This is a genomic window from Streptomyces inhibens (assembly GCF_022221585.1).
Lineage (GTDB): Bacteria > Actinomycetota > Actinomycetes > Streptomycetales > Streptomycetaceae > Streptomyces > Streptomyces inhibens.
On record NZ_CP084681.1, the window covers coordinates 3122830 to 3140893 of the forward strand.

The window sequence follows — 18064 nt, forward strand, 5'->3', positions numbered from 1 at the left end:
TCGTCACCTCGTCCCCACCGGTGCGGAAGCCGGCGTGCCGCCAACGCGACGATTCAGCTCGCCGTACCAGCCGGTCAGGGCCTCGCCGAGCGGCCCCTCGATGGCGTCAGCCATGCGCCACGCCTGCTCGCGCTCTCCGCTCTTCCACAGCCGGTAGCTGCGCATCGTCTCAGCCATGGCATCCCAGCCCGGGTGCCCCGTCTCGCCGCCGGCTTCAACCCGGTCGAGTAGCTTCTCGAACCCCTCCCACGGCGTGGACAGTTCAGGCATCACCGGACTCGCTGCCACATCGGTCAACGCGTCGGCCTTCTCGATGTCGCGCTCGTAGATGTGGAGGGAGTCGACGTGGTGGTGGTACTCCCCCAGGTCGACGTCCAGCCAGCCGGCGACGAGCTCGTGGAGCGTGGTGAAGAAGAACAGGTCGTACGGCATGCCGATCCACACGTCCTGGCCGCGCATCGTGGTCGACATGTGCAGTCGTCCGCCACGCAGGTGGAAGCGGAAGCCGAGGGTGCAGGGGACGTCTTTGTGGCCGGCGGTGTCGCGAGCCGGGTCGTAGAGCTGAATGGTCGCCCGCCGGGAGTCGGGATCGTCCTTGAGGATCTCGACGACGCGGTGGAGCTGGTCGACCCTCCCGGCCCAGTTCCGCATCCTGGGCCCATACGCACCGCGGAGGATGCCGTCGTCGGCGTACTGCCGCAGCCGCGCGTTGTAGTCGAAGATCCACGGGGCGTCGGAGCCGGAAAGGTGCCAGACGGTCTCGGCCACCGCGAAGGCGGGGTTCACAATGCGGGCGGGCGGCGCGTACAGGAGTCGTGCCCGGGGCTGGGTCAGGCGCATGGTGAGGTCGAGGACCTCACGAGTGGCCATCCCGCGCGGGCTGACCATCTCCCCGCTCTTGGCCAACGCAACAGCCCCGGTGAAGAGTTGGGCGACGGTGTCGGCGGTCAGGTTCGTCATCGGATGGTGGCTCCCTCGCCCCGGGGCAGGCCGGACTCGGCGCCCGTGGGGTGGTGTTCGATTGGGTCGGTGTGCGAGATGCCGGCCTCGGCCTGGCGGATGATGAGCTGGGCGATGTCGGCAGCGCTGTGGCCTCGCCAGCGGCACACCGCATCGCGCACTTCTCGCGGTACTCGGGCGCTCCCCCGGCTCACGAGGTCGAGCGCGTCCGTGACATCGGCAGCCGTTCGGCACCGATGCGCGACGGCGTGCCCTGCGAGACCAAGCGTGCGGTCACCGGGGCGGTCCAGTTCGAGGACGGGCACGTCGAGGAGTACGGCTTCGATGCCGCATGTGGAGGACACGCTCACCACGGCGTCCGCACCCGCCAGGCAGCCGCGCGCTCCGACGCGCGGGTCGGCCACAGCCACAGGTGGTTTTCCGTCCCCCCGCAGCAGGCGGTCGAAGACGTGGCCCCCTTGGGCTGGGTGCGGGGCAATGACGAGCCCCCAGTGCCCCTGGGCCGCCTTCAGACCGTCGAGGATGATGTCGGCCTGAGCTTGGAGGCGCTCAGGGCCGAACGGCTGGCAGGCCCACACCGCGATCCGCACCGGACCGCGCTCGCTGTCGGCGCCGAGCAGCTTCTGGAGATAGCGACGCTGTGCTTCCCGCCCGAGGCCGGCGAGCGCATCGAAGCGCGGCTGCCCCAGGACGTGGATCTCCGCCTTGGGGTGCCGAACCCATGACCTCGCCGGGGCAACGTCGCGGTCACCCATCAAAACGATGTGACGGCTGTGGAGGGCGGGCCAGGCGACCGACTCCGGTATCCACGCCCCGTGCTGGACGTTCACGGTGGTGGCACCATGCCGCTCCGCGGCATGGGCGGCGAGCGCTCCGAGCGGGCTGGTGTCGTTGCTCAGCAGCACGGTGTGCGGGCGTACCGCGTCGAGCAGCTCCTGGAGCCACTCCTCCACTCGCACTACGGCTCGCCAGGACGGCTGGGTACACCCGCCGCTCCCTTCCAGAAGTGCGGCGGCGAGGCGCTCCAGCCGGTCCAACCGAACGGTGTGTACACCGACTTGGGCCGTGCCATCGGCGCCGTCGGGTTCTTCGGTATCCAGTCGCAGCCCGGGGACCGTCCCGGAGGCGGTGACAGCCTCGGAGGGAGCTAGACACAGCGTGATGGACCCGCCCGCGGGGGCTGGGCAGCGCTCCACCGGGTCCGTGGCGAGGTCGACCAGCACGCTGGATCGGCCTGCGCCGGCGAGCTCCTCCAACACCGGCAGCAGGGTCTGCGCGTGCCGGGATGACCAAGACAGTGCCACCACCTCGGCCGCCGATACGACCGAAGGCGTAGGGGCACCTGCAAGTCGGCTATCAGGGTGGAGAGTCGTGAGCTTTCGCAGCCGGGCGGAGAGCGCCGGATTATGCGGCGCCAGCGCACCAAGGGCGTACGCGACACCCGACCAGGTGACGGTGTAGGAGCGGTACTCGCGTGAGCTGCTGTCCCGCAGGCCAAGCAGTCCTTCGTACGGGGCAAGGGTCACGGGCCCGGGGGCCGCGGCGAACTCGGGCCACGCACTCAGCCCCAGGAGCTTCCGCACCAGCTGCGTGATCAGACGCCGTACGGGAACGTGCTGCACGTACAACCACGAGGCGCCACCCGGCGTCTCGGCGCGCCGCGAGCTGTACGTCTCCAAAGCGGACATGACGTCGGCGACGTGCCGATCCACCTCTGTTCGATCGACCGGCAAAGCCTCCAGATCCAGTGTGGTGATGCAGGCAGCCGTCATGTGCCGAAGGGACGCTTCCCCAACGAGCGCCCAGACGGTCTGCTCCCCCGCTGAAGTCCGGACGAGGCCGAGAGCGCTCCTCTTCGCAATGGTCACAGCAGGCTCCCTGCGACAAAGGGGCCCGACTCACAGGTCGTGTCGAGTACCCGGAGGAGGTCCTGCGGGTCACGCGCGATCTCAGGTGTCGGGCTGCCGGGCTCGCCGTAGCCCCAGGCGGCATGCAGGTACGGCACACCGGCCCGCCGGGCGCACTCGCGGTCAACGGCCATATCGCCCACGAACATCGCGGACGCGGGATCAGTGGCGAGATCAACGAGCGCGAGCATCAGGGGGTCCGGTGCCGGCTTACCCCGCCCGGGGCCGCTGGGGGTGCGGACCGCGGCAAAGGGGCACCCGAGCCGGGCCAGCAGTGGAGCGGCGCGGTCCAACGGCTTGGATGTGACGACGCCAAGCAGCCAGTCGGCGGCAGCGAATGCGTGGAGGACTTCCTCCACGCCGGCGAACGGGCTGGCCAGCTCGCAGCCTCGCTGAGATGCCTCCGCATACGTCTCGTGGAGACGATCAGCCTCGGTGAGGCCCAGGATTTCCATGATGTCGTCGAAGGGGCGGCCGAGGTGCTGCTCGTACGCCTCGAACGGCACGTTGATGCCGTGGCGTTCGCGTACCTCTCGCCATGCTTGCCGCATAACCGGCCGCGTATCGAGCAGAACGCCGTCGAGGTCGAGGACGAGCGCACGCCTGAGGCTGGACGCCGTCATCAGGATCGTGCTCCTTCGTCGGCGTTGAGGATGTGCCAGCTCCAGGCGAGGCTGACTCCGTGCACGGCGTCGGAGGCGCCCATCTTGTCCAGCAACCGCCGAATGTGCTTCTTGGCGGTGTGGTGCGACATGAGCTGCGCTTTCGCGACTTCTCTTGCACCCGCCCCCTGGGCGAGCAGCCTGAGCGTGGTCCTCTCCTTATCGGAGATCTCCGGCCGCGCGGCCTCCGCACCCTTGGGCCGGGCTGCATGACCTGCTCGGCACGCCATGTCGGCGAGCACCGGGCGGCGGCTCGTGGCCAGCTTGGTCCGGATACTGCGCAGGTAGCCCTTGACGGTGTCCTCGGCCAAGCCGATGCGCGCCGCGATCTCGCGGTTCCCCAGGCCATCGGCGACAAGGCCCAGGATCTCGGTTTCCCTCGGTGTAAGGAGGTGCAGCAGGACAGGCGGGGAGTGTGCGGGCATGACGAACAGCTCCAAGATCTGATTGGACGCGTGGAGTGGTGAGGACGGGTTGCGGTCAGACGGCCGGTGGCGTCGACGGCCAGCGCAGGAAGGCAAGCACCCGTTTGCCGGTGCCGTCGGGATTGAGGCGCGAGGTCCAGGCGTCCGCTTCAGCGGCTACGAGGCACAGGCCCCGGCCATCGAGCGCACTGATCGGCCCCTTACGCGGAACGGGGAGCTGGCGGGAGTTGTCCTCCAGCTCGATCCCTACGACGGCGTTCTGGTAGGAGATCGTCAGGGTGATCTCCTCCAACATGCCCTCGGACTTGGTTCTGCCGTGGCGGCATGCGTTCGTGACGAGTTCGCTGACGATGAGCAGTACGCGATCGGCGAGAGCGTCCAGGCCCCACTCGGTGAGCTTCGTCCGGGTGAATGCCCGGGCCCGACGGGGAGCCAAGTCGTCCGAGGCCAATGTGACGCTCGAATGCAGCTCGGCGTGCTCGATAACAGCTTCCATGGCCAGGGCGCTGTTCATGCCGCCCCCCGCAGGCCATCCACCGGAGTTCATCGAGGGGGCGGCGGCCGCCATGCCGGCCGGGCATCTCCGGCCGATCATTGGGTCGTCTCCATCAACACCGGCAACAGAGCGGCAGCCCGATCTGCGAAGTGGCGGGCCTGGGCGAAGGGGTGCTGCTGACGCATGGTCGCGTTCAGCGAATCCACGCCTACGCAATGCCGGGCATCAACAACCGACGGTTCCCGGCGGACAATACGGAACACGATCTGGTGGTTCGCCGTCATGGACATACCTCCCAAGGTCCCTGCCACGCCGAGGACAATTCGTCTCGGCAACGGCTTGCGGATCACGCTGCCACTGGGCATGGGAGATCGCATATCGCCAGAGCGATAAGAGAGTTGGGCTGCAATATGGCAACCGCAATGCCAGCATGAGCATGAGCATCAGTCGGCCGAGGTCGGGAGGGGCAGTGAGCGGGGAGCGTCGTTGCCTGAAGTGCGGGTGCCGCCTCAGCCGCTACAACCCGGACGACCGGGAACTGTGCGGGGCCTGCGCGCGAGGCGCCCCGACCTCAACAGAGCCCGAACCGCCCGCCATCCCTGATCGTGTCTGGTCGGATCCCGGGATCCAAGAAGCCCTCCGGGTAATGGACTTCGGGAGGATGAGCCGTCTGCTGCGGCAGCACGCCGGGTTACGGCAAGACGACCTGGCTCGCCTCGCCGGCCTCAGCCAGGGCTACCTCTCCCAGCTCGAATCCGGAGCCCGGCGTCTCACGCGTCTCGACAAGACCCAGGCGTTCCTGGACGCTTTGGATGTGCCGGCCGAACTCCGCCCGCTCGCTCCCAGTAGCGCGCCTGCACGCGAGGCACCGGAGCCCGAGCGTGAGGAAGCCGATCACTTGCGCTCGCTCGCCACAGAAGCGGCGCAGTCCTCCAGCGCGTTCGCCGCATTCATGTCGTCCAGCAACGTCAGCACAGACGAGCTTGAGCAGTTCGGATTCACTCTCGCCCGCATCGCCACCGATTACGTCCACGCACCGCTGCTCCCGTTGTTCACCGAGCTCGTCGCGGTACGGGATGAGCTCTTCGACCGCCTGCAGGGCCGCCAGCGCCCCCAGCAGAGCCGCGATCTGTTCATGCTCGCCGGGACGGCGTGCCTGCTGCTCGCGCACGCCTCACAGAACCTCGGCGAGCAAGCGTCCGCGATGGCACAGATCCGTGCCGCGCGCCTGTGCGCCGAGCAGGCGGATCACACCGGGCTGCGGGCATGGGCTGCGGGCACGGCCGCGCTCATCACCGAATGGTCACCACAGAACCGGATGGCACTGAAGCTGACGGAACACGCGGCCCAGCTCGCCCCGGCCGGCGAGGCCCGTATCCGCATCGCCGCGATCGAGGCTCGCGTGGCGGCCCGAATCGGCGATCACGAGCTGTCCCTGGCCGCGCTCGACCGGATGCGGCAGGCCAGGGAGGAAACTCCGCTCCACGACGAGGTCGAGCAGTTCGGTGGCCTGCTGACCTTCCCCCTCGCGAAGCAGGACTACTACCTCGGCGGCACCTACACGCTGCTCGGGAAACACGAGGAGGCCCACCGGCATGCCACCGCCGCCATCACCGCGTACCGCAGCGGTCCAAGGGAAGAGCGCTCGTACGGGGATGAGGCCCTGGCCCATATCGACCTGATCACCGCCGCCATCCTCCAGGGAGACCCGGCCGGAGCGACAACCGCCCTCCAACATGTCCTGGACCTGCCCCCGCAGATGCGCATCCGCCAGCTCGGCAGCGCCATGGATCGCCTCGGCAGCCTCATGCGCCGAACCGACCTCAAGGGCAACCAGACCATCGGGCAACTGATGGACCTCATTCAGGGCTACCGAGTCATCGACGGCACGGCCGCGCTACGGTCGGAGCGATGACCACGACATCTCTTACGCCCCAGGGCGCCGCTCAACGGGCCTGCGAGGTCTGGGGGCTTCCGGCACGCGGCATCTCGCCCCTGCGCTCCCATGCCACCTCCGTCTATCTCCTGCCCCATGTCGACGCCGTTGTCCGAGTCAGCCGGGACGAACAGCGCGCCTCGATTCAACGAGCCATCGCCCTCACACGCTGGCTAGTTGGCCAGGGACTTGAGGTCACCGAGCCCCTCGACGTATCACAGCCCTTGGACGTTCCCGGATACGTGATCACCCTGTGGCGGCACTACCCGCAGCCTGATGGTCCGCCCCCCGGCCCGGAGCACCTCGGCCATCTGCTCAGCCTGCTGCACAGGCTCCCCGAGCCCCCCATCGAGCTTCCCGCCTATCGCCCCCATCTGGCTCTGCGCCCTGTCGCCGAGTCCAGCACCGCCCTTACACCCAGCGATCGCGAGTGGATACTTGGCCGCTCCGACGAACTCCTGCACGCCTACGCGCATCTTGACTTCCCCCTCGGCCGGGGATTGGTCCACGGTGACGCGTACCCGGGCAACACCCTCTGGGACGGCACCGCCGCCAGGCTCGGCGACTGGGACGAAGCAGCGATCGGCCCCCGGGAGACCGACCTCGCCAACACCTTCCAGGGCGTCCGCTTCGGTCGCACCACCGCTCAGCTGCGTGCCTTCTCTGACGCATACGGCTACGACCTCACCGACTGGCCAGGGCTCTCGGTACTCACCGAGCTACGGGACCTCCACACCCTCGGCTCCTTCATCCGGCGCGCCGACCTGGGCGACCTTGAGGCGGCTACCCAGCTCACCTTCCGCCTGGACACTCTGAAACGCGGCGACCGTACGAAGAGCTGGGCCATCCACTGACCACGCGCCGACCAGGGCCAGCACAGCTCACTCGCCCTACTTCTCATGCCGTCTGGTGACGCCCGTGGTGCCGGGCGGCATCGCTCCTGATCAGAACGCATGCACCGTGCTCAGCCCGGGTATGCCGTGCTGCACTGTCCAAGGGCATCCGGCCACCCCTTGGCCACCCCGAAAGCTCCCGCAATGCCACGGTAAGCACAGAGCGCTGCGGCTTTTTTCAGGATCTCGATCGTCTTCTGCTGCTCAAGGTTCTGCCTGCGCAGCCGTGTCAGCTCCTCGCGTTCCGCACTGGTCAACTCACCCCTGTCCGGGACTCCAAAGGCCCTGACGACTCAGTGATCGTTTTCAGAGCGGAAGTATGGTTGGACTTCATAGCCGCAGTCCGGCGAGGAGAGTTTTTCCGATCTAGGTACCAGCCCGCTCGGCCCGGGTCTCCAAGTGCGAACCGATCGTGGTGCGGATGCGCGGAGGCGCCACTCGCCCCTCGGCGGAGCACCGAGGGAGTTCGGCGATCTTCGGTGCTTGGGCTATTCCGAGGGGTTCCTCGGTGGCATTCAGTCCCGGGCGAGCTGGCCGGTGGCTGTATTCCGTCGTGATACCGGCACGGTCGGCTGAGCGTCGGTGATGCGATGGGTCATGGCGGTGTTGCGCCGGAGAGCGCGATTGTTGGCGATCGCTCGCTCGACTGCCTCGGCATGCCCGATGATCAAGACTCCTTGGCGAACCCGCTGACCGAGCTGTGAGGAACAGAGCCGGGGCCTCCGGCTATGCGCCGCGTGAACGGGTTGCCAGGCGTGCCGCCGAGTAGGCGGCGGTCGGAAGCTGGGCGGCTCCCCGGGCAGGTGCCCAGCCGTTCTGTGGCGTTCTGGTGAACGGATACCACGTGTCGTCCACCAGGCGGAGCTGGATGCCTGCGTCCAGGTCGGTGATCCGGTTGTGCCTGCAGTGGAGTGGTGTGCGGGTGTGCGAGCGGACACTGGCGAGCTGTCGAGCGGCGTGTTCCAGGGTACTGGGATCTACCTCGGCACAGTGAAGGACTGCACGCACGCCGGCTTCGCCGTGGAAGGCGAATGCCACGCGCAGGGTGCGCAGTTGCCCGGTGCGCAGTCCTGCGCGGGCGGCAGCAGTCTCGATGGTGCCCTTGTCGGAAGTGTGACGCAGCAGGCGGACAAGGTCGGTGACCGGGTCGAGGGGTCCAGGTACGGGCTCGTCTGACCGGCTGGCCTGTGCGTGGTCAGCACTTTCGTGCATGCGAAGCAGTTTACTGGCGCGGTGTGCCGCGTCAGAGGCGATGGCGGCCAGCTCGTCACCTGTGGGGAGGCCCTGGGGCGGAGAGGGGATGAGACGGTCCCAGAAGGGCGGCGCTGTTGTGGTGTCGGGCGCAGGCGTCGTGGCCACGCGGTCTCCGGGCAGTTCTCCATGGGTGTGCCGGTCAGTGCCAGGCGGGTCGTGCTCTTGAGGGACTGCGCGAGGCGCGCTGTGCGGGTGGCGGGGTTCTTCAGCTTCTGCGCCTCGTCCGCTTTTCGTCGCTTGAACATGTGCGTATCGATGCTGACGAGCTGTGGAGCGTCGCGGACATGTTCACCACGAACCGGCAACGAACTTCGTAGGGGATAAGTAAGCGTTAGACCGGGAGTCCGGTGGTCCAGTTGTGCCAGATGCGGGGTGCCAGGGCGAGGAGGCGTTGGCCTGGGCGGGCGAAGACTCCGGGACTGGAGGTCTGCCACGGTGTTGTCGAGGCTGAGCTGCCCCTTGAGGGTGTCGAAGCAGCCTTGGTCCACTGGCGGACGCGGACGAGACGGCTGTGGTCGACCGGTTCGTTCTTGCGGTCCGGGTGCACCAGGCGTACGCCGAGCCGTTCGGTCAGGAACACTTCGAACTTCCGCCCCGCGAAGCCCTTGTCCGCAAGGATCACCGCACGGACCAGGTGGTGGTCGCGTTCCAGCAGCGCGGCCACCACCTCCAGGTCGAGGCATGGCGGCACTATCGGATTTTTTTCCTTATCAATCCTACAGCCAACAAAATAAGCAGCAATACTGTAAGGCCAATGCCGACCGTATGTACATGAATCCGAATTCCAGGAATTAACCCTATGAAATAGACGAGTGCAAATCCCACCCAGATGTAGAACAGTAGGTATGGCGCAGAATTGAGCACTGACAAGACAGCTGAGTACACAGAGCGCCGGACCGGCTGCGTCGACACTGCAATCCAAGTTAAAGTCAGAGATGCAATGGCGATGAGTTCAAGTGCTACTGCATTCAACAGGGAATCGCTATTTCCGCGAACCAGATACTGTAGATTATTTTGAGATGCCCTCAAGGTTAGCCAACTGGCAAATCCAATCCCAATGACAGGGATCGCCGAATACCGCACTGCGCTGACAGCTGATCTTGCGAGGATCCTAGCCATTTCGGCAATGATTGCCGCAAAGGAGGCCGCCATCTCGTAGATGGCAACGGAAATCACCGTTATTGAATACCAAGCGACGGACATCGCATTACTGAAGCAGATTTCAACTATAGAGGCCGCTCTATAGAATATATCGACCAGATTCCCTACCGCCCCTTTCCTTGGATCCCTTCTTGCCTTATTTGTGAGGCTCGTAAATTTCGGACCAGGCACCTTGCGGGTCGCCACTATGCCCTTTCTCTTGCATGCGCTCACTCCCACCGCATATACGACGCCGACTACCAGTGAACCGGCCCCGACAAGAAGTAGCCCGTTTTGATACGGTTCAACTTCTTGAACTCCCCAATTCAAAGGGAGGAAGTTAAGGATCCCGTCGATAGTCATGGCGGCTAGGCCGAACGCAACTATGGCGCTGGAAATCTTCGCAAAATGGACCTTACGGTTCGCTATAAGTGAAGACGGAAAATTGAAGAAGTGAGCGACAGTCGAATCTATCCAAAAGGCGGCCAGCCACACCGCTGTCGTTGCGGCAGCGGTGATAAACAATACCAATCTGAAGAATGTGGCATCGCGAAAGTTGGTTACGACGACTATCCCACAAGACAAAATCCAGGCCGCCAGGATCGAACTCCACCGCGGGCGATCGCGCCACAAGGGGAGGGCGACTACCATGGCTCCAACCAACACGCCCGCCGCAAACAGCGGCCACTCGCTATTCATCTGGGCTGCGATTGGGTAGGTGGCATAAATAGTCAAGCCTAGTATCGAAGCCTGCCATGCTCTTATGTGCAGGACAAGATTTCCGTGTTCGCTGCAGATCACGTCTGTCCAGCAAGGGGAACAACCAGGTGTGCTGCACCCCTTGACTCCCGATCTTGCGTCAACCCCCATCGCGCATCCCAATACTCATGCGTCGCACGATTCAGCTTCGTTCGCCGTTGGCAATTCAGCGTTTCCACCTCGGCGGGTGCCTACAACTCCCGACCCGCCGGCACGACTTCGTCCATCTATATTCAGCTTGCGCCACAGCGAAGCAAACCGCATCTCAGCGCTCGAGGGGCGCAGGGGTCGGCCGCGCTCGTCGACTCTAGGGGGATCCCAAACTTCGCGACATCAGCTGGCAACGATGCTAATTCGCTCCGAACAGGTTAGCCGTCACGCCATTTGGTCCCAACCATACGGTTGTGGCGTCGGGCCGAGCCCATCCTGAGGCAGGCAAGAAGCGTGCTGGTCACACACCGAGCGCAGAATTTACGCACGGTCAGATACAGCGACGCGCACCTGAATGAGGAACCAGGTCCGCCTGAGAGGGACAGTTCAGTCTCCCTCTCGTGCCACTCGTTCCGGCGATCATGGGCTCACCAGGGTGAACGGCCTTCTCGCCCTCGATCAAGCGGTCGTTGTCTGTGGGGCGGATCTGCTAGGTCTCTCGGCCCTGTTGCATGTCCAGGATCCGGCTCTCCAGGTCGGCGATGCGCTTGTCGAGGAACCGGTTGTTCTCCCTCGCGCCCTTGAGCCGCCCTTCGAGGGACTTGTTGTCCTGCGCGAGTTGCCGGACCCGGTATTTAAACGTGGTGTTCTCGCTGATCAGGTGCTGGAAAGCATCGGAAGGAAGGTCGCTCTCAAGGTCCCGGAACCTGCCGAGTAGGACGGCGATCTGGGTGCGCTGGGCGAGAACCTTAGCATTGGTGGCCTTAAGGCTCTCTTCAGCGTTGAGAGCGCGCTCCCGCCAAGTCGCCTCCGTATGCGCGGCCTTTTCGGCCTGGTCGGCGCCGAACCGCCCCGCAGCTTCGGCAGCAGCTGCCTCGACGAGCTTCCGGGCTGTGTCGTTCTGGTAAAGAAACGTGCGGGACACGTCCGCACGGCGGGCGACGGCAGCAAAGGTCACCTTCGCCCGCTCACGCCGAATCTGGGCCACGACGTCCCTGACCCGGCCGATCATTACGTCAGCCGCGCGTCGACGGGCCGCGATAGCAGCCGCAGTCCGCTCCTCCGCGGTCAGGCTCACGAAACCTCCGCCATGTCGTGGTCGTCGCCGAAGTCCCGCCTGCCCTGCCAGTGGGACATCACCCGGGAACCGTGCCGTGCTCACCTGAGCCCGCAGGAGCGGGAGCAACAGAGTGCCAGGGAAGCCGCTGAGGCCGAGCGGCGCAAAGAGGAAGAACAGCGACGGCAGCGAGCCAACGCCGAACGGCGCGAGAACCTCATCGAGATCCTCTCCGTTGCCTGCCCTCACTGCGACGCAGCCGCGGCCGCCTTGTGCCGCAGCCCGAAGGGGGTCCCAGTCCGGCCATTGCACCAAGCACGACGCGCACTCGCAGGCATTCTGCGGCCCAAGGAGTTCGTTCTCGATGAGTACTCCCTCCACTCAGGCAGAAAGGCTCCGGATCCTCCGCTGGACGGGGACCCCCGGGAGATCCTGGACCACCCCCTACCGGACAAGACCGCAAAGGCCGAGCCACGCTATGCGCGGGAACAACAGCAAGCGGCGGAACGAAAGCTACGCCGGGCTCGACGTGAGCTGTGGCTGGCCTCAGCCCCACGTAAGGACGCCGTCAGCGCACAAACGTGTCCCGCATGCGGCGCAGCACCCCACACACCATGCACCCCTCACGGACGGGGACGCAGCTGGCAGCCCCACACCGAGCGCGTCGGTGCCGCCATGAAAGCAGACACCACGGACACCGATCTGGCCGAGGAGCAGACGGCGCAGCCACAGTGAAATCTCCACTTGCCGAACCCCGGACAACGGTGGAATCAGGCGCCCGGCCACGCCGGCCGGAGCCCACCATTCGCTGCCGGGCAGCGGCTCCAGTCAGCGCTTCAGGTACGTCGTGCCGCCGGCCAACGTCCTGACAGGCGAGCACCTCCTCCGCGCGGTTTCGGAGTTCCGGTGCACGCCGGTTCGTCAACCGGTGTTCGTCTGTGTCCCACCGCGTGTGACATGCGACGTGACCGACAGCCGTCCGGTTATCCAGCATCTCGGCGATCAGCGCCTTCCCTTGTGGCGCCATACGTTGAATCGCCTGTTCAGAGGGCTCGCCAGGCAGCCCAACCCGGGGACTTTTCGGGGACTTTCTGGTCTGTCAGGGGGACTTTCCGGGGACTTTCCGCTGCCTAAACAGGCAAGCCCCTGAAAGACCAGAAAGGACCTCCGATGCAGGTCAGAGGCCCTTTCCGGGGCTAAGTCCCAGGTAGTGGCGGACGAGTCGGCCTGTACGCCGGGTTCTGTCGCCCCCGGTCCTTGCGGGCCGAGGGGAGACGGCCATCCATCTAGGGCTGCCGTTGCCGACAGCCTCGTGCGGTCTACCCGCGGACTCGGGCGGGCAGCCCTCGGTCGTCCGCGCAGAGGCATCAGCCGATGCCCCCTCTTGACCTTGCTCCGGGTGGGGTTTACCTAGCCCTCCGAGTCACCTCGGAGGCTGGTGGTCTCTTACACCACCGTTTCACCCTTACCCAGGCCTTGCGGCCCGGGCGGTTTGCTTTCTGTGGCACTGTCCCGCGGGTCACCCCGGGTGGGCGTTACCCACCACCCTGCCCTGTGGAGCCCGGACGTTCCTCGGGAGGATCGTGAGATCCCCACGCGGCCGTCCGGCCGGCTCGTCCGCCGTAGCGACCATGCTACCTGCACGGGTGAGGGGGGCGGACCGGCCGCCGCCACCCGGGCCGGACCGTGTGCGCGACCGCTTGACCTTGTCGCGGCGTCAACGTTTCTACTGGCCGCATGAGGATCGGAGAACTCGCCGCGCTGGCCGGCATCAGCACCCGTGCGGTGCGTCATTACCACCATCTGGGGCTGTTGCCGGAGCCGGCGCGGCGGGCCAACGGCTATCGCGAGTACGGGCTGCGCGACGCGGTGGCGCTGGCGCGGGTGCGGCGCCTGACCGAGCTGGGCCTGGGGCTGGAGGAGGTACGGGACGTCCTCGCCGACGACGCGGGGCGGGCGCTGCACGAGGTGCTGGCCGAGCTGGACGCGGATCTGGCGCGGCAGGAGGAGGCGATCCGGACCCGGCGGGCGCGCATCGCCGCGCTGCTGCGGCTGGCGGAGGAGCACGGCGGGCTGCCCGCCGAGGGCCCCGTGTCGGAGGAACTGGCGGCGCTCTTCGGGAGGATGGCCCGGACCGCGGCGGAGCGGCCGGGCCCCGAGCCCGCGATGGCCGCCAAGGAGCGGGAGGTGCTGGCGCTGATGGAGGCGACGGCAGGAGCCGAAGCGGGCGAGCGGCTGTCGGCCCTGCTCGGGCAGGCGACCGCGGAGCCGGGGGCGATGGCGCGGGTGTACGAGGTGTACGCGCTGCTGGACGAGCTGGCCGGGGCCGAGCCGGACGATCCGCGGGTGGCGGATGCCGCACAGGCGCTCTCCGACTGCCTGCCGGACGCGGTGGCCGCGGAGGTCGGCGCACGGGCCGGGGAGGTCGGATCCTGGGAGTCCGCGGAGGTTTCGGAGGGGTTCATGGGGGCTTTCTTCGCGGACTTCGCGCCCGCGCAGGCCGAGGCCGTACGCCAGTCGATCCGGCTGCTCGTGGAGCGTGCCCGGTGACCCGGAGGGGCGGGACGCTGCGCCGGCTGGCCGCGTACGAGGGCCGGTGGCTGGTGAGCCTGGGGTGGTGGGTGGCGCGGCGGCGGATCGGGGTGGCGCCGGGCGAGCGGGCCATGGGGTACGCGGGGGCGCAGGCGGCGATCGTGTACGGGCTGACGTTCGTGTGTGCCGTGGAGACGGCCGGGCTCCATGTGCTGCTCGCCGGACTTGCGGTGGCGCGTGAGGTGATGCTGGTCGTCGATGTCTACACGGTGCTGATGATGCTGGGGTTCCAGGCCGCGGCGGTCACCCGGCCGCATGTGCTGGGGGCCGGGATGCTGCGGTTGCGCAACGGTGCCCGGATGGAGGTGGGGATACCGCTGGAGCGGATCGCCTCGGTCCGCTACGACCTGCGGTTCACCAGGGAGCCGGAGAAGAAGGGTGCGGGGGACGGGGTGCTGGAGATGGCGGTCGGCGGGCAGACGTCGGTGACCGTCGAGCTGACCGAACCGGTGGCGGCCGTACGGCTGACGGGGCGGCAGGAGACGGTCCGTACGGTGCGGTTCCATGCCGATGACGCGCGGGGCGCGGTGGCGGCCGTACGGGCGGCGACGGCGGCACCGGGCGCGGCCCCGGGGGCCCCGGAAGGGGCCGCCGTCAGACAGGGGTGAAGCGGACCGGGTCGCGGCCCGGTTCGGCTTCGGCGAGGCGGACCTGGATGCGGTGGCCGAGCGGGAGCGCGGGGCCGTCCGGGGCGGTTTCGACCTGGCCGATGACGGCCGGGTCGTAGAGGTGGACGGTGCCCCGGGTGGGGTCCTTCTCCTGGATCTCGACGACCAGGGCCTCGAAGATCTCGCCGACCCGGTCGCGCAGCAGCGCCGCCTCGACGAGGTCGACGCAGGCGCGCTCGATCTGGTTGGCGCGCTGGGTGCCGGTCTCCATCTCCCGGGGCAGGGCGGGCAGCGCGCTGCGGACCCAGTCGGCCGGTTCCTCGCCGGCCGAGGCGGCCAGGCACAGCTCGGAGGTGTAGCGGTCGACGAGCCGCCGCAGCGGCGCGGTGGCATGCGCGTACGGGGCGGCGACGGCGGCGTGCAGCGCGTCGGAGGCCGCCGGCGGGGCGCCGTCGAAAGCGGTGTAGCCGGCGCCGCGCAGCAGGGCGGTGCACTCCTGGAGGAACGCGGCGTGGGTGGCGCGGCCCGGGTCGAGGGTGCGGATCAGCGCCGCGTACGAGGTGTGGTGGGGCCAGTCCACGCCGAGCGCGCGGGCGGTGAGCCGGAGCCGGGCGACCGAGCCGTCCGGGGCGGTGGGCAGCGTACGCAGGATGCCGGTGCCGGAGGCGAGCATCAGCTCGGCCGCGGCCATGCCGGTGAGCAGGGAGATCTGCGCGTTCCAGCCGTAGGCCGGGAGCGGGGCGCGGTATTCGAGGGTGTAGCAGCCGTCCTGCTCGACGATCTCCTGCTCGGGCACATGGAGGGAGATCGCGCCGCGGGCGACCTCCAGCTCCTCCCGCAGCAGTCCGATCTCGCGGAGCAGGGCGAGCGGTTCCTCGGCCGTCCGGTCGTCGATGACCCGCTGGACGCCCGCGTAGTCGAGCTTGGCGCGGGAGCGGACCAGGGCGCGGCGGACGGACGCGGCGGTCAGGGCCCCTTGCCGGTCGAGGTCGAGCTGCCACAGGACGGCCGGGCGGTCCTGGTCGGGCAGCAGGCTGGCAGCGCCTTCACTCAGCGCATAGGGGTGCAGCGGAACGCGCTCGTCGGGGAAGTAGAGGGTCGTCACGCGGTGGTGCGCCTCGGCGTCCAGGGCGCCGCCCGGCGTCACGAAGGAGGCGACGTCCGCGATGGCGTAGTGGACGCGGAAGCCGCCGCCCGCGCGGCGCGACAGGAACATGGCCTGGTCGAGGTCGAGCGAGCCGGGCGGGTCGATGGTGAAGAGCGGGAGGTCGGTGACGTCCTCCAGGGTGTGCTCGGTGGCCACCGCGCCATCGGCGACCGGGATCCGCGGGGCGCGGGCGGCGCTCTCCGCCTCGGCCTGTGCCGTGGGCGGGAAGTGGTACGGAATCTCCAGCTTGCAGCGCAGCTCACGCAGCGCGGCGCGCAGCGGGGCATCGGCTGCGTCGGTCACATGCATATGGAGACGGGGCATGAAACCGAGCGTATGGCGGGTGGGCGCTCGCGGCGCGACGTGCGGCGCCGCGCCGGGGAGGCCGGCCCTGAGCGGGTTCTTCGCCCGCCCGGCGCAGGCCATACGCTTTCCCGGGGCCGCACCCCCGCCCCTACCGCCGTGAAGGAGAACACCGTGCTCGTGCTGTTGCCGCCGTCCGAAGGGAAGGCCGCGGGAGAGGCCGGCGCGCCGCTGGACATCGGATCGCTGTCGCTGCCGGGGCTGACCGCGGCGCGCGAGGCGGTGTTCGAGGAGCTGGTCGAGCTGTGCGCCGCGGACGCGACCAAGGCCCAGGAGGTGCTCGGGCTCAGCGAGGGCCTCAAGGGCGAGATCGCCAAGAACGCGGGCCTGCGGACGGCGGGTGCACGGCCGGCCGGGGAGATCTACACCGGTGTGCTCTACGACGCGCTCGGGCTGGCGTCCCTGGACGCGCCGGCGCGCAAGCTGGCCGAGCGGTCGCTGCTGGTGTTCTCGGGGCTGTGGGGCGCCGTGCGGATCGGCGACCGGATTCCGTCGTACCGCTGCTCGATGGGGGTGAAGCTGCCGGGGCTCGGCGCGCTGGGCGCGTACTGGCGGGCACCGATGGCGGAGGTGCTGCCGACGGCCGCCGCCGAGGGGCTGGTGCTCGATCTGCGGTCGGCGGCGTACGCCACGGCGTGGAAGCCCAAGGGTGAGGTGGCCGGGCGGACCGCGACCGTGCGGGTGCTGCAGTCGAAGATCGTGGCCGGTGTGGAGAAGCGGACGGTGGTCAGCCACTTCAACAAGGCGACCAAGGGCCGGCTGGTGCGGGATCTGCTGTCGGCGGGTCTGACACCGGACGGTCCGGCGGAGCTGGTGGAGGCGCTGCGCGGGCTGGGGTACGCGGTGGAGGCGGAGGCCCCGGCCAAGAGCGGCAAGGCGTGGGCCGTCGATGTGATCGTGACGGAGCTGTAGGGGCCGGGGATACGGCCGTAGGGGCAACCCGGCCGACTGCGATTGCAACATGCGCAACGCTCGTTGCGGAGAGTGGGTCGGCGGGCGCACTATGGGCGGCGTGACCAGCGTCGCCTCCTCCCCCGCGCCCGCCTCCCCCAAGCTCTCGACTTCTCCCCCGTCCTCGGTGCTCGAACTCGCCCCCGTCATCCCGGTCGTCGTGCTGCACGACGCCGCCGACGCCGTGCCGCTCGCCCGTGCGCTCGTCGCTGGCGGGCTGCCCGCGATCGAGGTGACGCTGCGGACGCCGGCCGCGCTGGACGCGATCCGGGCCGTCGCCGACGAGGTCCCGGACGCGGTGATCGGCGCCGGCACGCTGCTGACCCCCGAGCATGTCGAGGCGGCCCGCGCGGCCGGCGCCCGCTTCCTGGTCAGCCCGGGCTGGTCGCCGCGGCTGCTGGGCGCGATGAAGGACTCCGGCGTGCCGTTCCTGCCGGGCGTCTCGACGACCTCGGAAGTGGTGACCCTGCTGGACGAGGGCCTCACCGAGCTGAAGTTCTTCCCGGCCGAGGCGGCGGGCGGCACCGCCTATCTGAAGTCGCTGGCCTCACCGCTGCCGCAGGCCCGCTTCTGCCCGACCGGCGGGATCGGCCCGGCATCGGCGCCCTCGTATCTGGCGCTGCCGAACGTCGGCTGCGTGGGCGGCACCTGGATGCTGCCGGCCGACGCCCTGGCCGCCAAGGACTGGGGCCGGGTACGCCAACTCGCTCGGGAGGCGGCGGCGTTGGCGGCCTGAAGGCTTTCGGGCGCGGACGGCTGTTCAT

At 68.2% G+C, this 18064-nt stretch carries 19 protein-coding genes, 1 other RNA gene and 2 pseudogenes; 8 read left to right on the forward strand and 14 right to left on the reverse strand.

The genetic code is table 11. The features are described 5' to 3' along the window. Nucleotides 1–3: 3 nt before the first annotated feature. The 6 genes from KI385_RS14395 to KI385_RS14420 form a co-directional block, all read right to left on the reverse strand. Nucleotides 4–960 carry a thymidylate synthase gene (locus tag KI385_RS14395; protein ID WP_238572605.1) on the reverse strand — a complete coding sequence of 319 codons (957 nt, stop codon included), beginning with the start codon at nucleotides 958–960 and terminating at the stop codon, nucleotides 4–6. Then, complete coding sequence (locus KI385_RS14400; protein WP_238572606.1) at nucleotides 957–2732, reverse strand: hypothetical protein; 1776 nt, start codon at nucleotides 2730–2732, stop codon at nucleotides 957–959. Before KI385_RS14400 ends, KI385_RS14395 begins: the two co-directional genes overlap by 4 nt. 92 nt (nucleotides 2733–2824) lie before the next feature. After that, nucleotides 2825–3490 (reverse strand): HAD family hydrolase, encoded by a 666-nt coding sequence (locus KI385_RS14405; RefSeq protein ID WP_238572607.1) that lies wholly within the window; start codon nucleotides 3488–3490, stop codon nucleotides 2825–2827. Further along, nucleotides 3490–3969: a LuxR family transcriptional regulator gene (locus tag KI385_RS14410; protein ID WP_238572608.1), complete on the reverse strand. Its 480-nt coding sequence runs from the start codon at nucleotides 3967–3969 to the stop codon at nucleotides 3490–3492. Before KI385_RS14410 ends, KI385_RS14405 begins: the two co-directional genes overlap by 1 nt. A gap of 40 nt (nucleotides 3970–4009) precedes the next feature. Beyond that, complete coding sequence (locus tag KI385_RS14415; RefSeq protein ID WP_238572609.1) at nucleotides 4010–4549, reverse strand: ATP-binding protein; 540 nt, start codon at nucleotides 4547–4549, stop codon at nucleotides 4010–4012. After that, nucleotides 4546–4815, reverse strand: a complete 270-nt coding sequence (locus KI385_RS14420) for a hypothetical protein (protein WP_238572610.1) — start codon at nucleotides 4813–4815, stop codon at nucleotides 4546–4548. Before KI385_RS14420 ends, KI385_RS14415 begins: the two co-directional genes overlap by 4 nt. Nucleotides 4816–5111: 296 nt before the next feature. Here KI385_RS14420 and KI385_RS14425 point away from each other — a divergent pair, with 296 nt between their 5' ends. From KI385_RS14425 to KI385_RS14435, 3 genes are all read left to right on the forward strand, one after another. Beyond that, nucleotides 5112–6365 carry a helix-turn-helix domain-containing protein gene (locus tag KI385_RS14425; protein ID WP_238572611.1) on the forward strand — a complete coding sequence of 418 codons (1254 nt, stop codon included), beginning with the start codon at nucleotides 5112–5114 and terminating at the stop codon, nucleotides 6363–6365. Beyond that, on the forward strand, nucleotides 6362–7240 hold the full coding sequence (locus tag KI385_RS14430) for a phosphotransferase family protein (RefSeq protein ID WP_238572612.1): 879 nt from the start codon (nucleotides 6362–6364) through the stop codon (nucleotides 7238–7240). The genes KI385_RS14425 and KI385_RS14430 overlap by 4 nt, the downstream gene beginning before the upstream one ends. Nucleotides 7241–7491: 251 nt before the next feature. Next, a complete protein-coding gene (locus KI385_RS14435) occupies nucleotides 7492–7836 on the forward strand; it encodes a DUF397 domain-containing protein (protein ID WP_281066979.1) in 345 nt (114 codons plus the stop codon). On the opposite strand, the gene KI385_RS14440 is transcribed toward KI385_RS14435, so the two are convergent. The 6 genes and pseudogenes from KI385_RS14440 to KI385_RS14465 form a co-directional block, all read right to left on the reverse strand. Then, nucleotides 7795–7950, reverse strand: a complete 156-nt coding sequence (locus KI385_RS14440) for a hypothetical protein (RefSeq protein ID WP_238578094.1) — start codon at nucleotides 7948–7950, stop codon at nucleotides 7795–7797. The two genes, KI385_RS14435 and KI385_RS14440, sit on opposite strands and share 42 nt — an antisense overlap. 55 nt (nucleotides 7951–8005) lie before the next feature. Beyond that, nucleotides 8006–8491, reverse strand: coding sequence for a hypothetical protein (locus KI385_RS14445; RefSeq protein ID WP_238578095.1), 486 nt, complete (start codon nucleotides 8489–8491; stop codon nucleotides 8006–8008). Between the two features lie 164 nt (nucleotides 8492–8655). Continuing rightward, nucleotides 8656–8778 (reverse strand): annotated as a pseudogene (locus KI385_RS43925) (SNF2-related protein); the annotation flags it as partial. 86 nt (nucleotides 8779–8864) lie between these two features. Continuing rightward, nucleotides 8865–9203: pseudogene (locus KI385_RS14455) on the reverse strand (IS982 family transposase); the annotation flags it as partial. A gap of 20 nt (nucleotides 9204–9223) precedes the next feature. After that, on the reverse strand, nucleotides 9224–10408 hold the full coding sequence (locus tag KI385_RS14460; RefSeq protein WP_238572615.1) for a hypothetical protein: 1185 nt from the start codon (nucleotides 10406–10408) through the stop codon (nucleotides 9224–9226). 664 nt (nucleotides 10409–11072) lie between these two features. Continuing rightward, entirely contained in the window at nucleotides 11073–11660 is a 588-nt protein-coding gene (locus KI385_RS14465; RefSeq protein ID WP_238572616.1) for a DUF6262 family protein, read from the reverse strand. 12 nt (nucleotides 11661–11672) lie between these two features. Between KI385_RS14465 and KI385_RS44585 the strand changes: the two genes are divergently transcribed. After that, the gene (locus tag KI385_RS44585) at nucleotides 11673–12374 is read left to right on the forward strand and encodes a zinc finger domain-containing protein (RefSeq protein ID WP_425356911.1); all 702 of its coding nucleotides are present in this window, start codon (nucleotides 11673–11675) and stop codon (nucleotides 12372–12374) included. Between the two features lie 479 nt (nucleotides 12375–12853). Here the strand turns inward: KI385_RS44585 and rnpB are convergent. After that, an RNA gene (gene rnpB, locus KI385_RS14470) (RNase P RNA component class A) lies at nucleotides 12854–13255 on the reverse strand. A gap of 121 nt (nucleotides 13256–13376) precedes the next feature. Here rnpB and KI385_RS14475 point away from each other — a divergent pair. Then, complete coding sequence (locus KI385_RS14475; protein ID WP_238572617.1) at nucleotides 13377–14189, forward strand: MerR family transcriptional regulator; 813 nt, start codon at nucleotides 13377–13379, stop codon at nucleotides 14187–14189. Then, nucleotides 14186–14839, forward strand: coding sequence for a hypothetical protein (locus KI385_RS14480; RefSeq protein ID WP_238572618.1), 654 nt, complete (start codon nucleotides 14186–14188; stop codon nucleotides 14837–14839). The genes KI385_RS14475 and KI385_RS14480 overlap by 4 nt, the downstream gene beginning before the upstream one ends. Here the strand turns inward: KI385_RS14480 and KI385_RS14485 are convergent. Further along, entirely contained in the window at nucleotides 14826–16310 is a 1485-nt protein-coding gene (locus KI385_RS14485; protein ID WP_238572619.1) for an RNB domain-containing ribonuclease, read from the reverse strand. The genes KI385_RS14480 and KI385_RS14485 overlap by 14 nt on opposite strands. Before the next feature lie 153 nt (nucleotides 16311–16463). Between KI385_RS14485 and yaaA the strand changes: the two genes are divergently transcribed. Beyond that, complete coding sequence (gene yaaA / locus KI385_RS14490; protein ID WP_238577691.1) at nucleotides 16464–17261, forward strand: peroxide stress protein YaaA; 798 nt, start codon at nucleotides 16464–16466, stop codon at nucleotides 17259–17261. Between the two features lie 91 nt (nucleotides 17262–17352). Continuing rightward, nucleotides 17353–18036 carry a bifunctional 4-hydroxy-2-oxoglutarate aldolase/2-dehydro-3-deoxy-phosphogluconate aldolase gene (gene eda, locus KI385_RS14495; RefSeq protein WP_238577692.1) on the forward strand — a complete coding sequence of 228 codons (684 nt, stop codon included), beginning with the start codon at nucleotides 17353–17355 and terminating at the stop codon, nucleotides 18034–18036. Nucleotides 18037–18064: the final 28 nt, after the last annotated feature.

Excerpts from the sequence above, each read along its gene's own strand:
- KI385_RS14395 (WP_238572605.1), bottom strand. The coding sequence starts at position 960 with ATGACGAACCTGACCGCCGACACCGTCGCCCAACTCTTCACCGGGGCT.
- KI385_RS14400 (WP_238572606.1), bottom strand. The coding sequence starts at position 2,732 with ATGACGGCTGCCTGCATCACCACACTGGATCTGGAGGCTTTGCCGGTC.
- KI385_RS14405 (WP_238572607.1), bottom strand. The coding sequence starts at position 3,490 with ATGACGGCGTCCAGCCTCAGGCGTGCGCTCGTCCTCGACCTCGACGGC.
- KI385_RS14415 (WP_238572609.1), bottom strand. The coding sequence starts at position 4,549 with ATGATCGGCCGGAGATGCCCGGCCGGCATGGCGGCCGCCGCCCCCTCG.
- KI385_RS14420 (WP_238572610.1), bottom strand. The coding sequence starts at position 4,815 with ATGCCCAGTGGCAGCGTGATCCGCAAGCCGTTGCCGAGACGAATTGTC.
- KI385_RS14425 (WP_238572611.1), top strand. The coding sequence starts at position 5,112 with ATGAGCCGTCTGCTGCGGCAGCACGCCGGGTTACGGCAAGACGACCTG.
- KI385_RS14430 (WP_238572612.1), top strand. The coding sequence starts at position 6,362 with ATGACCACGACATCTCTTACGCCCCAGGGCGCCGCTCAACGGGCCTGC.
- KI385_RS14445 (WP_238578095.1), bottom strand. The coding sequence starts at position 8,491 with ATGCACGAAAGTGCTGACCACGCACAGGCCAGCCGGTCAGACGAGCCC.
- KI385_RS44585 (WP_425356911.1), top strand. The coding sequence starts at position 11,673 with ATGTCGTGGTCGTCGCCGAAGTCCCGCCTGCCCTGCCAGTGGGACATC.
- KI385_RS14475 (WP_238572617.1), top strand. The coding sequence starts at position 13,377 with ATGAGGATCGGAGAACTCGCCGCGCTGGCCGGCATCAGCACCCGTGCG.
- KI385_RS14485 (WP_238572619.1), bottom strand. The coding sequence starts at position 16,310 with ATGCCCCGTCTCCATATGCATGTGACCGACGCAGCCGATGCCCCGCTG.
- eda (WP_238577692.1), top strand. The coding sequence starts at position 17,353 with ATGGGCGGCGTGACCAGCGTCGCCTCCTCCCCCGCGCCCGCCTCCCCC.